The sequence below is a fragment of the Mitsuaria sp. MSU3D genome (assembly GCF_056867975.1).
This window is the reverse complement of sequence record NZ_CP200314.1, coordinates 2,256,097-2,269,995: the sequence shown is the minus strand read 5'-3', so window position 1 is coordinate 2,269,995 and position 13,899 is coordinate 2,256,097. Positions and strand designations below refer to the sequence as shown.

Sequence of the window (13,899 nt, the reverse complement as noted above, 5' to 3'; positions counted from 1 at the left end):
GGCGGGTGCTCAGCTGTGACCCCAGCGGCGGGCTGGACCTAGTGCAGGTCTACTACGTCGCGTCGCAGATCACCGATGGCGACGGCTGGATGAAGGCGTTCAACGCGTACGGGGACGCGATGGATGCGCAGGTCAACGAGCAGATCCGCTCGACGAAGAAGTCGTTCGTGCTGCTCGACGCGGCGTCAGGCGCCGACGGTCACGCGCAGGTCAACAACCGGCTGCGCCTGTGCCAGGAATGCGTCGGACGGATGTATCCGATCCATGCACGAACGCGCGGTGCGGGTCTTGCTGAAGAGCAGGCGGACGAAGTGGGTTGTCGGTGCGGGCGTGATCGTGAAGGTCGGGCTGTCAGTCGTGGCGGCGACGGGTGCGATGGGATGGTGATGGCTTGGCTGACCACGGCGTGGTCACGCCGACGAGAACCTGCTCATGACTTCAGCCTCTTTGAATCCATGTACATCAGGTACGGGAGAATGACAACCAAGAAGACGATTTCGCAGAGGCCCATCCATTTGGCAAACGAAATGTCGACCTCACCAAAGACGCTGGCGATGAGATACAAGACAGCAAAGAGTAGGTTGAACTGCAGCGTATAAAACGCAAATCGCCTGACCCAGTTCGGAACTCTCATCATTGAAACCATTTCCTTTCTGCCCTTGGATGGGAGAGTTGCGTGTGGCCTCTCATCGCTTTGCTTTTGGTTCCTGTTCAATATTGGTGGAGTTCGACACAACATCCCCGGTTCGATTGGCGACGGCTTGCCCCGCTGGCGGAGCGTAATTGACTTGTTTGCCCGCGCTGGATGTAGTTTGTCGAATGCTCTCAACGATGTTTTTGGCGCCAACCTGTGCTGCAGTTCCGGGAACCTGATTGGCAGCGGCCACTCCAGCCGGCACCGCAGTCACGGCTGCAGCGGCAACTGAGGCAGCACCGCCAAGCGCCGCAGCCCTTGCGACATCCCCAGTTGAAGCTGACTTGCCGTCCACGGCCGCTGCTGCATGCGCACCTCCAGCGCTAATTGCCGCACCTGCAACAGCATTCGCTCCGATCATTCCACCAGTGGTCGCAGCCGTCGAGGCGATGACACCTGCGCCGCCAGCCAGCGCGCCACCAACAGCGGCCACACCAACTTGTCCCCAGCTCACGCGAGAGAAGTCGCCTCCAGACCGGATCAACTGAGCACCCAGATTGATGCCGCCACCAATGATCGCACCCGCGGCCATCGGAACCAGGAAAGCAAGACGGCCATCGGGGTCCGTATAGAGATACGGGTTGTTCTCGGCATACGTGTAAAGCCCGAAGCCCTTACCGGTATCGGCATCGGTGACGACGGGGTCGACACTCAGGAACCTGCTGGCAACCGGGTCATAGTATCGCTGCTGCATGTATACGAGGTCCGTATCCGCGTCGTTCACGTGACCGGTGAAGCCGATGACACTGGTGGCGGAGCTGGGCTTGGTGCCTTGAGCGGTGAAGCCGTAGGGCTCGTAGCGCGTTCGGTTGAGCACCGACCACTGCGGCTGGTTCGTCGTATGCGCCACCGGGCTGCCCAGGGCATCTGTATGCGCGAACTGAGTGATGCCGTTCGTCGTCTCGGCGATCTGTTTTTTGCCGAGGTAGATGTAGGCCGTGGTCGACGTGGTCGTTCCGCCGACGCAGGTGGTACCAGACAAAGTGCCACCGCTGCAGCCATAGACCGGCGTGGCCGCCGACTGCGTGGTGTGCGTGCAGGTCGCACCGCTGAGCGCGTCGCCGCTGTTGCAGGCATAGCCCGACGGTGACGCCGCATAGTTTGATCCGATCACGCTCGTGCAGGTCTGCCCGCTCAGCGAGTCGCCTGGATTGCACACGTAGATCGGTGTCGCGCCATACGTGCTGATCGTCGTTTGGGAGCATGTGCTGCCGCTCAAGCCGTCGCCCGGATTGCAGAAGTAGCTCGACACCGACGCGCCGTACGTGCTCGTCGTGAGGCAGCTTGAGCCTGACAGCGATCCCGACGGGCAGGTATAGCTGCCGATCGTGGCGGCCTGGCTGGTCGAGCCCGTGCACTGCGTGCCGTTGAGCGTTGTGCCTGCGGGACAGGAGTAGGTGACGAGCGCCCGGAACACGCAGGAAACCAGCTTGTTGGTCTTGCGTTGGTAGGTCTCGTATTGAAGTCCGAACCCGCCGTAGTTCTGCATGCATATGTCGGCAGGATCCTCGTCGCCAAACTGATCGGCCGCGGCGTCGCCTCGACAGGCGTAGAAGCCGGTAAAGATGGCCGGTGATCCCATGCCATTGCAGTTGGGGTTCTCCGTCGCCCCCGTGGAGGTCGACGTCGTGCAGGTCGTTCCGCTGAGCGACCAGCCCGAGGGGCACGTATAGACCGGCGTCGCCGCAGACGACGACGTGTGCGAGCAGGTCGTGCCGCTCAAAGAATCGCCGGAGTTGCAGGCATAGACGGGCGTGGCGCTATAGGTGCTACTGGTCGAATGGCTGCAAGTCGCACCGCTCAGGCTGTCGCCCGGGTTGCAGACGTACGAGCCGACCGACGCACCATAGGTCGAGCTCGTCGTGTGCGTGCACGTCGTGCCGCTCAGCGAGTCGCCCGGGTTGCACTGGTAGCCCGTCACAGATGCGTTGTAGACGCTGGTGCTGATGCACAAGGAGCCCGACACCGTCCCGGCGCTGCAGGTATAGCCGGTGACCGTTGCCGGGACGTCGGGCACGGTCTGTGTCCGGTCGCCCCACAGCATCTGACCGGCCTGCGTGTACATCTGCAGGCGCTTCGTTCCGTCCGGCGCGGTGATGAAGACACGCCGTCCATGGCCGTCGTAGACATAGGTCCCGCCCAGGCTGGCAGCCCACATGCGGTTGCCGATGTCGAATGAGTAGGTCTGTCCGCCCTTGGTGCGGATGTTGCCTTGAGCGTCGTATGTGTAGCTCGACAGCGTGCCGTTGGTCATCACGCTTTCGAGCCGGTTGCGCGCGTCGTAGCTCATCGTGCTCGAGCGGCTGCCCACGACCGCGGTCCGGATGTTGTCCACCGCGTCGTACGTATAGGTCGCCGTGCCCCACACGTTGGGCGCTGTCGCGGTCCACAGACGATCGAGATCGTCATACGTCATCGCGCGTGTGGTGACGTTCTCCTGCTGGTCGGAGATCGCCGAGACGTTGCCGTTCTGGTCATAGGCGTACAGGTCGTTGGTCACGCCGACGTCCTGGATGCGCTCCGGCAGACCACGCAGGTTCTGCGTCTGCGTGTGCACGATGCCGTTGGCGAGTGTGTAGCTGGCTACCGCCCCGTTGGGGTGATAGCTCACGCCGCTCGCATAGCTGCCGACCTGCGTGGCCTCGCCCAGTGCATTGGGGCTGTACGACACGGAAGGACCGCCCGCCGGATACGTGACGCCGGACAGATGCCCGTCGGCGTTGTAGTTCCACGTCGCGGTCGCCGCCTTGCCGCCGTAGCTCAGCGTTTCTGTCGTGGGCAGGCGCAGCGTGTTGTAGTCGTAGGACCACGCCGTGCCGTCGCTGGTGTTGATGGTCTTGAGCTTTCCGTCGGGCCAGTAGGTCCGCGCGATGTTGGTGCTGCCGTCGCCGTAGGTCGTGTCCATCAGGCGGTTGAGCTGGTCGTAGGAATGCGAGATCTTCGTGGCGCCAGGGATGACGTCACGGTCGCACGCTGCATTCGGCAGGTCCCGTCCCGGCGCGCGCCAGGCCAGGTTCCCGGCACCGTCGTAGTCCTGCACCGTCGCGCCGACTTCCGGCTCGATCGTCTTGCACAGACGCTGACCGGCGTCGTAGACGTAGTTGCGTGTGACCGTGACGCCGTTGCCGAACCGCGAGATGGTGAGGGGCTTTCCGAAAACGTCGCGGCTGATGGTCACCTGCATGCCATCAGGGATTCCGGGTCCAGCGGGTACCGCGATGCCGGCCAGTTGTGTCCTGTCCGGGTTGTCCAGCACCCAGAATCCCTGCGTGCTCTGCTTTCCTCGGGCGTTGGTATTACGGGTCTGGAAGCCGGTGAGGTAATCGACGGAGGACGTCAGCACGCCGAGTTCGCTCTTGGCCTCCGTGCGGATTGGCCGCGACAGCGCGTCATAGAAGGTCTTGGTGCCGTCGGGATCGGCGGTCACGCTCGCGATGTCGCGCCGCGGATAGCTCTCGAACGTGACCTTGCTGTCCGAGTCATAGCGCTTGATCACAACCTTGCGCGTGTTCGCCTCGTCGTTGGCGTCGAAGGTCCGTGTCATCGCCGGACGCCACAGTCCGTCGAGGTAGGTGACGATGCGCGACGTGCCGGTGCTCTCCGTCACGCGCCAATGCCCGGCATCCAGGCCGACGTCGGCCTGCAACGATTGGACATAGGACACCGTGGTCGGTGTCCATCCCGACGGCGGCGTGATGCTGGTGAGACGACCCGCCGCGTCATAGCCGTACGACGTCGTGATGTTCATCTCGTCCGTGAGGCTGGTGACGCGACCGATATCGTTGATCACCGCGCTGCGACTCGCGCCGGTCGGCAGACTGACGGATTGAGGAATGCCGCGCTTGAAGATGCCGAAGGTCGTCGTGTTGTTGCGCCCGTCCTTGCGCGTTTCGAGCGTGCCGTCGGCGCGATAGGTGTAGCTGTTCTCCAGCACGCCGAACTTCGTCGCGCTGGTCAAGGTCGCCGTATTCGGGTCGTAGACGTTGCTGACCGAGATTAGGCCGTTCGTGGTGACCGTGGCGACCTGGCTCAGCACCCACTTGCTCAGGTGATCGCTGTAGGTGGTGACTTCGGTCCGGCTGTAGCCCAGGCTGCTGGAGCGGGTGACGCTTGTCGGGCGCGCGGCGCCATCGAAGCTGTTCACGAGGTAGGTGAAGGTCGAGTTCTGCTGCGTTGTGATGCGACGGTCCACCGGCACATGTCGCGTGGTGATGCCGCCGTCGCCGACGTCCTGCTCGCTGATGCCGACCGGGCCGAAGCCGTTGTAGTAGCGAGTGTCTATGGTCCGCGCTGCGGAGCTGCCGTTCCAACCGGTCTCGACTTTCAGGGGTTGCCCCTCGTTGACCTGGAACGTGTTGCCGAAGGTGTGCCGGGTGACATCGCCTTCCGGGTCTGTGACCAGGACCGTGGCGACCTGTCCCGTGCAGACGCCGCAGGATTGCCAACCTGGGTACCAGGTGTCGTAGCTGTACTGCCAGGTCATCGCCGGAAGGCCGGGCCCCCAGATCTCCTTCTTCGTCAGCGCATAGACGCTGCTGAAGCGCGACTTGATGGCCTTGCCGACCGAATTCGCATAGCCCTCGCTGATGCAGCCCTCCGGCACGCCGTTGCGGCCGTGCTCCGTCGGCGTGAGCCAGAAGCGGCCCACCGCGCCTGATGGATGGACCATCTGGCCGTAGGGCTGCGGATTGGGCATGCCATTGATCGCGCCCGCGTCGCATTGGGTGGGGACGTTCTCCTGGATCTCGGGCGACTCGATCTCGATGTCCACGATGCCGTTGGACATCTGCTGGAAGCCGAAGGGAAGGTGCATGCCCGCAAAGTCCCAGGCGGAGCCGTCCGGGTTCACGACGCTTGCCAGGCTCCGCCAGTCGACCATCCGGTTGGGAAAGAGGTAGTCCGCGTAGTTGTACGTCCAGGTGCGTGTGCCGTCGGTCACCGTCTTGATGCGGCGGCTTCCCGGCTCGTAGGTGAACGACAGCGATCGCCCGTCGCTGCTCTGGATGCTGAGCACCTTCCACTTGTCGGCGGCGTCGTAGGTATAACTGACCGTATTGCCGAAGCGATCGGTGATCAGTGTCGGGTAGATGTGCACCTCCTGTCGCGAGATCGACAGGTGCGACCCCGCGGCGCTGACGACCTTGGTCAGACCCGTCTGCGCACGCGTGACCAGCCAGTCGAAGCGATAGCGGGTGCCGTCCGGCGAGATCGCCAGGAAGCCTTCACCTTGCTCCTGCGTCGGTGTCGAAGCTGTCGTGCTTGCCAGCGAGCCAAGACAACGGATTGCCCAGAGCCCCGTCGTGACCAGCGGTGTCGCCACGCCATCGTCGGGAACGTTGTTGTTGGGGAAGGAAGGATCACGCAGCAGCACCTCCTGCTGGCCTCCGCCGGGAACGCTCAGGAAGTTGCCCTGCCAGAATTCCTTGGCACGCCACTTCTGCCCGGTAGCGATCGGATTGCCGTCGGGTGGCGCGCCGAAGTTGGAGCAACGCTGATTGGTTGGCGTTCCGGACGAGGTCTGTCGAACCCATCCCGCGGCGGCGTTGAAGATCCCTTGCATGTGCGGGATCTCGAGTTCCCACTCGCTGAACAGTCCCTGGCCGAGATTGCCTCGACTGCCGGTCGTCAGCTTGCGTGTGACCGCCACCGGCAGGGCGTTGTTTCCTTCCAGGCTCACGTCCGTCTGAACGAATTCGAGCGTGCCGCGGTAGAGGTTGACCCGATCACCAAAGAGATCGTTGCCCACGGCCGCGATGGCCTTGGGCGCACGGATCAGCTTGCCGTTCTCGAAATAGTTGGCAGGGTCGATCTTCGCGGGCTCGTCGCCGCCTCCGGGCTCGACCATCAGGCGTGGTGTGCCCGTGCGAGCTGTCGTCGTGGCGCCCTTGGCCGGCGTGGAACGCGTCGCCTTGAGGTTGGCCATCGCCTCTTCGAGGGTCGCACCCGACTGGGCCTGAGCGCCGAACGCGATCGCGGCCAGCGCGATCAGACCCAGGCGTGAGGTCCATCGCGAACCGTTGGCGACCAGGCGGCCAAGGAGGGCCGGAGCGAAATCGTGCGTGTCGTTCTTCATGGCAGACCCTCCGGAGCACCGTCGGGTAGGCCGCCCTCAAGACACACGCTGACGCTCCCGGTCGCGCATGCGGCGGCCGGTCGGCATGTCCTGAGGTTCCTCCCTGCTGGAACTCAAACTGTTGGTTGTCTTTTCGCCGGACGCCGCGCTATCGCGCTGTTCGATTCCGGCCGCGCCGATGCTAGGCGAGGGCACCGCGAATACTGGATCGGGGAAACCCTCTCACTCCGATGGGGGCAGGGCTTGCCTGGGGGCAGGCGTTGCCAGATGCGGGCGGGACGAACCATCCTGGTGCCACTTCCGCGGGCGATGGGGATGACGGAGCTGCACCGAGCCGTGTGCGAAACGACCTATCCTCGCGCCTACTCATTGGAGGCCTCCTCTTGTCCCGTTCCGCCCGCCTGCTCGACCTGATCCAGACCTTGCGCCGCCATCGCCATCCCGTCACCGGCGAGGCACTCGCGACCGCGCTGGACATCAGCCTGCGCACGCTCTACCGCGACATCGCGACCCTGCAATCTCAAGGCGCGCGCATCGACGGCGCTCCGGGCCTGGGGTATGTGCTGCGCGAAGGTTTCGTGCTGCCGCCGTTGATGTTCACCGTCGACGAGGTCGAGGCGCTCGTGCTCGGCTCGCGCTGGGTCGCGGGTCGCAGCGACGCGCGATTGAGCATCGCGGCGCGCGACGCGCTGGCCAAGATCGCGGCCGTACTGCCGCCGGCCATGCGCCATGAACTGGACAGCACCTCGCTGCTCCCCGGGCCCTCGGATCCGCCGGACATCGACCGCGATGTCCTCTCGCTGATGCGCCGCGCCATACGCCACGAACACAAGCTGCGCATCGCCTATCGCGACCTCAAGGGCAAGGACAGCGAGCGCACCGTCTGGCCGTTCGCGCTGGGCTATTTCGACCGGGTCCAGGTGCTCGTGGCCTGGTGCGAGTTGCGCAAGGAGATCCGCAGCTTCCGGACCGATCGCGTGACCGCTCCCGAGCTGATCGAGGAGCGTTATCCCCAGCGCAAGGCTGCCTTGCTGAAGGCCTGGCGGGAACGCGAGGGCATCGCTGCTGCTGACGGAAATTGACAGACCGGGTTCCTAGCATCCGCTGCATCAACACAGCCAGGAACCCGTCATGAGTCATCCCAACTTCATCCTTCTGTACGTCGCCAGCCCGGCCGAGAGCGGCGCGTTCTACGCGCGCCTGCTCGGCAAACCGCCCGTCGAGAGTTCGCCCACCTTCGCGATGTTCGCGCTCGATTCGGGCGTGATGCTGGGCCTGTGGGCGTCGGCAGGCGTTGAGCCCGCGGCCACCCCGGCGGGCGGCAGCGAACTGGCCTTCGCGGTGCAGGACGCCGCCGCCGTCGATGCGCGATTCGAAGCCTGGAAGAACTTCGGCCTGGCCATCCTGCAGACGCCGACGGCGATGGACTTCGGCTACACCTTCACGGCGACCGATCCCGATGGCCACCGCCTGCGCGTGTTCTCGCCGGGAGAGCGGGGATGAGCGGCCTGTTCGACGACGCGGACGGCCGGCAACCGCGCTCGTGGATCGCCGTGGCGTCGGCGGAGCACGTCCGCCGTGGCCGTGCCGAAGGCTTCATGCAGGTCTGCCACGGCAAGGTCGCGCCGTTGCGCCGGGTCCGGCCGGGCGACCGCGTGGCCTACTACTCGCCCGCCGTGCAGATGGGCGGCAAGGACCGTCTCCAGTGCTTCACGGCACTCGGCACCGTGCGCGACGGCGACGCCTACGAGGTCGACATGGGCGGCGGTTTCCGACCGTTCCGGCGCGATGTCGATTGGCATCCCTCTATCCGCGAGGCGCCGATCCAGCCGCTGCTGGACCGACTCGCCTTCACGGCGGGGAAGACGAACTGGGGCTATGCGTTCCGCTTCGGCTTGATCGAGATCGCCCCTGCCGACATGGGTCTGATCGCCGCCGAGATGGCGGCGAGCTGAGCCACGGCGGCAGGGATGAGCAGCGGATCGTTGCGGACCGCGGCGACCAGGGCCGCGCCCGGCGACTCAGTTGCCCAGGCCGATCTGCTTCATGAACTCGCCGTTGTCCCAGAACAGGAACTCTTCGAACATGATGCCTTCCTTGTTCCAGCGACCGATGGTGGCCATCGGGATGCGGTACGACTTCCCCGTCGGGGGGATGACCTTGCCATCGGGCAGCACCATGGGCTTCGTGAAGGTGCCTTCCAGCCATCCGGTCACGGCCGTGTAGCTGCCGTCCTGCGAGCCGAAGCGGACCGGGTGTTCCGTGATCCGGTTGTCCGGCGCGAAGGTCCACAGGTACTTCAGGTCTTCGATGTGCTTGTCGATGCCCTGGGTGATGTGCCCATCCGGCCAGTGCACGATGACGTCCTTGGTGTGGGACTTGTGCAGGTCCTTCCAGGCCTGCCCGGTGTAGACCCGGAAGTCCAGATCGTCGAAGTTCGCGAGGTTGCGGGCCAGGTCCGCCGGAAGGCCCGCCATCCTGGGCGTCGGCGCGCCGGCCTTCGTGGCCGGCCACTTCGGGTCGGGCGTCTCGGCCGTCGCCGCAAATGCGGCCAACGAGAGTGCGGCGATGGCCGCGAGGTGCAGGGAACGGTTCATCTCAGGTCCTTGTGTAGCGCTGGGGGGCAGCGGTGACTACACTTTATTTGTCCCGTTCAACGGGATAAATATGCGCAAGAGAGATTGATGGTCTCGCCAGGAGAGTCAATGGACCGTTTTCAAGAGATGCAGACTTTCATGCAGGTCGTCGACGCGGGCAGCTTCATCGCAGCCGCCGAGCCCCTCGGACTGTCGAAGGCTGCCGTGTCGCGGCACGTCGCCGAGCTTGAGTCGCGTCTGAAGGTGCGCCTCCTGAATCGCACCACCCGCAGGCTCTCGCTCACCGAAGAAGGCGAGCTCTTCTATCTGCGGTGCAAGGAGATCGTCGGCGCCGTGGAGTCCGCCGAAGCCGAACTCTCATCACGCACCGGCGAGGCCATCGGTCTGCTGCGGATGAGCGCGCCGGTGAGTTTCGGCAATCTGCACCTGGGCGAGCTGTGGGGAGACTTCAAGTCGCTGCACCCCAGGATCACCTTCGACGTGGTGCTGTCCGACCGCGTGATCGACATCATCGAAGAGGGCTTTGATCTGGCCGTGCGGATCGGCGTGCCGCAGAGCTCGAGCCTGATCTCGAGAAGATTGGCCACGACCCGGGTGGTGGCCTGCGCGTCGCCCCGGTATCTGGCGGCGCGTGGGACGCCGAAACATCCCGGCGACCTGGCCGCCCACGACATCGTGGCCTACAGCCTGTGGTCCCAGCGGGACGACTGGGAGTTCCAAGGTCCGGAGGGGCCCGTGCGTGTTCACACGACCCCCTGCATCCGCGCCAACAGCGGCGACACCTGCCGCGCGATCGCGCTCGCGTACCAGGGGATCATCCTCCAGCCCACCTTCCTTGTCGGGAAGGACCTGGAGCGCGGGGACCTGGTCGAACTCTTCCCGGCGTACCGCTCGCTCGAACTGGCCGTCTGCGCCGTCTACGGCAGCAGGAAACACCTGGCACCGAAGGTTCGCCTGCTCATCGACTTCCTGGCGGAACGGCTCGCGTCGGCGCCGTGGGTGAACTGATCACCCATTCCTTACCCCATCCCTCCATCCCCCCATCCCTCACGCATCGCGCCCGATGCTCATCGCCTGATCCCCCATCCGATCCGCCTCCGCCTCCAGCCCGGTGTCGTCGTTGATGTCGACACCCTGCATCTGCATCGTCGGCTGCACGCGGCCCTCGCGCTGCTGCACCACGTGCCACGCCTCATGCGGGAGGTGCTGCTCCTGACCCGGGCCGAGGTGGATGTCGTTCCCTTGCGCGTACGCGAGCGCATTCAGCTGCGCCGGCTGCGACGAGTTGCGATGCACCCGCACGTCCGACAGGTCCGTGCCGGACAGCGACTCGATGCCGGACTTCAATCCATCGGGCATCCCCGTCCGGTTCTCCTGGCGCTGCACCGGCGCGGCCTTGGCCTGCGCCGTGCCGAGCTCTTCGTCATCGAGCATGCCGGTCTCCCGCTGAGCGACCTTGGCCTGCGCCGTGCCCAGCTCGTCCTCCTCCAGCCCGGTCTCGCGCTGCGCGACCGGCCCGAACGCCGCATCGATGCGCCGGCGCTGCGCCAGCTGCCGCGGCGATCCGTCCAGCATCGCGGACAGGTCGCCGCCCTCCAGCGCCCGCCGCTGCACCGGCGAGGCCGCCGGCGCATGCTCGAACGCGCCGCTGTCGTTGGTCGAGTCCTTCATCGGAGGCTCCTCTCGTGATCGATCTGCGTGGCTTGTGCGTGACTGGTGCGTGTCCTGCGTGTGTCTTCCGGGCGCTCAGGGGGCTTCGACCCTGGGCTTGAACGTGACGATCAACCCGCCCACGATCAGCACCAGGATGATCACCACCAACAAGGTGTTCCCCGTCCTCAGCTGATTCAGCGACGGGTCGCAGGAGAAGATCGCGCTGGCCACCGCGAGCGTCACCAGCGCCCCTGCCCACAGCACCATCAGGATCACGCGACCCATCCGCCGCACGCGGCAGTTCCAGCCGTAGAGCAGCAGCGTCGTGCCGACGATCACCAGCAGCGCCTCGAGTCCCAGCCGCAGCGGCATGCGCATCGGGCAGACGATCTTGCAGAAGCGGGTGTCCTGGTCGAGGAAGGACCAGAAGCGCGTGTCCAGCAGCTCCACCACGGTCTTGCCGGCGCCGATGCTGGACACCGGCAGCGGCCAGAACGCCACGCCGCCGAAGGACCAGCCGATGTAGACCAGGTCGCGGTCCATGCTCTCGGCCCCCGCGAAGTCGACGGGCTTGCCGCCCGGGTACACCAGCACCGGCATCACGCTGACGAGCAGCGCCATGCGGTCCGGCCCGCTGAGCTCGTCGGTGAAGTCGGTGCGGTTGCGAAGCTGCATCTTGTTCACGTCCGACCCCATGCCCAGCGGCGTCAGGATGCGCACCGTGATCGGGCTCTTGCCGACGTAGTCGGGCGTCGACTTGTAGGAGGCCGTCGCCGCGCCGCGCTCCTTGTATTCGCCGGGGGAGGCCTCCGCCCGGTTGCGCTCCGCCGTCTTCATGATGGCCAGCAGGTTCCTGAACCGGAATGCCGTCCCCTTCTCGCCGAGCAGGTGCTGCGGGATCACCAGGTTCAGTTGGAAGGCCCGCGGCGCCCGCTTCTGCATCTGGGTCACGAGCGACTGCACGTAGTCGATGAAGAAGCGCTCGAAGCGCGGGTCCTCCGCCTCCGCGTCCGTCGGCTCGAAGAACACCGTCAGCCCGTCGTAGACATGCGCCTCCTCGCGCCAGCCCGGCGGCAGCAGGGCCTCGAACCGGCCCTGCAGGTCGCTGTGCCGGATGTCCAGCATCGCGCCGATGGCCGCCGCGCTGTTGGCCAGCACGTCGTCGCGCGCCGGCTTGACCAGCCGCATCAGCACGTGGAAGTCGCGGCGGTACAGCACCAGGTCCAGGCCGACGTCGTGCTGGTTCACACGGCGCGCGAAGCCGCCCCCCGGGCTCTCGACACCGGGCGGCGCCTGATAGCTGCCGTCGTTGCGCAGGACCGCGCCCATGTATTGCATGCGCGTGAACTTGTCGAAGCGCACCGGGATGGCCGCATCGCTCGCGCCCTGCATCCAGAAGGGCAGGAAGGCGTACACGTCGGTCTCGATGGCCTGCAGGCTGCAGCCGCAGTCCTCCGGGACGAGGTTCAGCGGCTTGACGCCCGTCATCGGATGCTCGACGCCGGCCGCGTCGGTGATCTCCTCGCGCAAGGTCGCCGGCATCAGCATGTCGAGGAAGGTGTCCACCGCCAGCCGTCCCGGCGGCTGCGCCGGCACGTGGCCGGGCTTCGCCGCCTTCTCCTCTTGCTTCTGTTGTTGTTTCTCCTTCTCCAGCTGCTGCTTGCGCTCCAGCTCCGCGGCGGCGATGCGGCCGTCGATCGCGTTGTCCTGGTCCGGCGCGCGCCCGCTCCCCGGTGACGGTCGCGGCGGCGGCGGCTCGCGGTCGCGTTCCGCCAGATCCTCCTTGCGCGGGCAGCGCTGGATCTGGTCCTTGTCGAGCTCGCGCGTGAGTTCGTTGACGTGGCGCAGGAAATACTCGCACTGCCGCGCCCGCAGCGAGTCCTGGAACACCGCGCGTGTCGGGTGTTCCACGTCCTTCAAGGGCATCAGCATCTCGCGCAACTGGTCGAGCGTGGGCCCCATCACCGGCGGCTTCACCGCGAGCGCCTTCGGGCCTGCCGGCTCGCCTTCAGCCGCGGCTTCGCCCGCGGCGGCCGCCGTCATCAGCGACTCGCCCGCCGAGGCCTCCGCGTTCTTGAAGATCTCGGCCAGCTTCGCCTCGGTGAGCACGTAGGTCATCGGCATCGGCGGATCCGCCGGCACGACGCGGTTGGTCTGGTCCTCGGTGATCGACGTCAGCGGGTTGGGCGGGCGAGCCCGTCCCGTCGCGGGCGCGCGCGCCGGGACCGATGCCGGCGCCGTGGCCGGCCGTGCGACCGGCGCGGGCTTGGGATCGACGACGCGGATCTCGTACAGCGCCTGCTCGAGGTTCCTCGTCCGCGAGGCGTCGGTCGCGGTGAGCAGGAAACGGAACGTGCCGGTCTTCGTCGGCGTGCCGGCGAGCGCGCCGTCCTCCTCGACGAACATGCCCGGCGGCAATGCGCCGTCGATGGCGATGCGGTAGGGCGGCCTGCCGCCGCGCACGAGATCACGCGCCTTGTACGGGCGGTCGAGCCGGCCGGATGGCAGTGGAATCGTCTGGTAGACCAGCCACATCGGATCGCGACCCGCGGCAGAGGCCGCGGCCGAAGCGGCTGAAGCAGGCAGGGGAGCCGAGGCGATCGGCTGCTCGGGCCGAGGAGGCAACGGACGCGGCGTCGCGACGTAGGTCGTCTTGTCGGACGCCGAGGACGCCGAGGACGCCGGCGCTGCCGCCGGCGACTGCGCGCTCGCGTGCAGCACCAGCAGCGCCGCCGCGAGCAGCGTGCCGCCGACGAACCAGCGCACGCGGGCGCAGTGACGGCAAGGCGACGACACGCGCCCGGTGTCGGGCGCGTCATCGGCCCATTCGTCGACGGACGACCGCCGACGCATCGATTGGAAGAAGGAGCGTGTTCCCATGG

General features: G+C 66.1%; 9 protein-coding genes. 5 read left to right on the top strand and 4 right to left on the bottom strand.

Going from position 1 to position 13,899, the window contains the following annotated elements; genetic code table 11:
* The first annotated feature begins 41 nt into the window (after positions 1 to 41).
* Positions 42 to 599: a hypothetical protein gene (locus AC1VNM_RS09860; protein WP_483106793.1), complete on the top strand. Its 558-nt coding sequence runs from the start codon at positions 42 to 44 to the stop codon at positions 597 to 599.
* Positions 600 to 686: 87 nt separating this feature from the next.
* Here AC1VNM_RS09860 and AC1VNM_RS09855 read toward each other — a convergent pair whose 3' ends face one another.
* Complete coding sequence (locus AC1VNM_RS09855; RefSeq protein ID WP_483106792.1) at positions 687 to 6,767, bottom strand: RHS repeat-associated core domain-containing protein; 6,081 nt, start codon at positions 6,765 to 6,767, stop codon at positions 687 to 689.
* Positions 6,768 to 7,150: 383 nt separating this feature from the next.
* Here AC1VNM_RS09855 and AC1VNM_RS09850 point away from each other — a divergent pair, with 383 nt between their 5' ends.
* From AC1VNM_RS09850 to AC1VNM_RS09840, 3 genes are read left to right on the top strand one after another with little or no spacing between them, the layout of a single operon-like run.
* A complete protein-coding gene (locus tag AC1VNM_RS09850) occupies positions 7,151 to 7,849 on the top strand; it encodes a helix-turn-helix transcriptional regulator (RefSeq protein WP_483106791.1) in 699 nt (232 codons plus the stop codon).
* A 49-nt stretch (positions 7,850 to 7,898) separates the two neighbouring features.
* Complete coding sequence (locus AC1VNM_RS09845) at positions 7,899 to 8,270, top strand: VOC family protein (RefSeq protein WP_483106790.1); 372 nt, start codon at positions 7,899 to 7,901, stop codon at positions 8,268 to 8,270.
* Positions 8,267 to 8,722 (top strand): EVE domain-containing protein, encoded by a 456-nt coding sequence (locus AC1VNM_RS09840; RefSeq protein WP_483106789.1) that lies wholly within the window; start codon positions 8,267 to 8,269, stop codon positions 8,720 to 8,722. The genes AC1VNM_RS09845 and AC1VNM_RS09840 overlap by 4 nt, the downstream gene beginning before the upstream one ends.
* A 66-nt stretch (positions 8,723 to 8,788) precedes the next feature.
* Here the strand turns inward: AC1VNM_RS09840 and AC1VNM_RS09835 are convergent, their stop codons facing one another.
* Entirely contained in the window at positions 8,789 to 9,364 is a 576-nt protein-coding gene (locus AC1VNM_RS09835; RefSeq protein ID WP_483106788.1) for an ester cyclase, read from the bottom strand.
* Positions 9,365 to 9,472: 108 nt separating this feature from the next.
* On the opposite strand from AC1VNM_RS09835, the gene AC1VNM_RS09830 reads away from it, so the two are divergent.
* The gene (locus AC1VNM_RS09830; RefSeq protein ID WP_483106787.1) at positions 9,473 to 10,372 is read left to right on the top strand and encodes a LysR family transcriptional regulator; all 900 of its coding nucleotides are present in this window, start codon (positions 9,473 to 9,475) and stop codon (positions 10,370 to 10,372) included.
* Between the two features lie 39 nt (positions 10,373 to 10,411).
* On the opposite strand, the gene AC1VNM_RS09825 is transcribed toward AC1VNM_RS09830, so the two are convergent.
* Both AC1VNM_RS09825 and AC1VNM_RS09820 read right to left on the bottom strand, forming a co-directional pair.
* Positions 10,412 to 11,035, bottom strand: a complete 624-nt coding sequence (locus AC1VNM_RS09825; RefSeq protein WP_483106786.1) for an eCIS core domain-containing protein — start codon at positions 11,033 to 11,035, stop codon at positions 10,412 to 10,414.
* Between the two features lie 75 nt (positions 11,036 to 11,110).
* A complete protein-coding gene (locus AC1VNM_RS09820; protein WP_483106785.1) occupies positions 11,111 to 13,897 on the bottom strand; it encodes a putative Ig domain-containing protein in 2,787 nt (928 codons plus the stop codon).
* Positions 13,898 to 13,899 lie beyond the last annotated feature (2 nt).

What these genes read in the sequence shown, in the direction of transcription:
- AC1VNM_RS09830 (WP_483106787.1), top strand. Translation starts at nt 9,473, where the DNA reads ATGGACCGTTTTCAAGAGATGCAGACTTTCATGCAGGTCGTCGACGCG.
- AC1VNM_RS09840 (WP_483106789.1), top strand. Translation starts at nt 8,267, where the DNA reads ATGAGCGGCCTGTTCGACGACGCGGACGGCCGGCAACCGCGCTCGTGG.
- AC1VNM_RS09825 (WP_483106786.1), bottom strand. Translation starts at nt 11,035, where the DNA reads ATGAAGGACTCGACCAACGACAGCGGCGCGTTCGAGCATGCGCCGGCG.
- AC1VNM_RS09820 (WP_483106785.1), bottom strand. Translation starts at nt 13,897, where the DNA reads ATGGGAACACGCTCCTTCTTCCAATCGATGCGTCGGCGGTCGTCCGTC.
- AC1VNM_RS09835 (WP_483106788.1), bottom strand. Translation starts at nt 9,364, where the DNA reads ATGAACCGTTCCCTGCACCTCGCGGCCATCGCCGCACTCTCGTTGGCC.
- AC1VNM_RS09855 (WP_483106792.1), bottom strand. Translation starts at nt 6,767, where the DNA reads ATGAAGAACGACACGCACGATTTCGCTCCGGCCCTCCTTGGCCGCCTG.
- AC1VNM_RS09845 (WP_483106790.1), top strand. Translation starts at nt 7,899, where the DNA reads ATGAGTCATCCCAACTTCATCCTTCTGTACGTCGCCAGCCCGGCCGAG.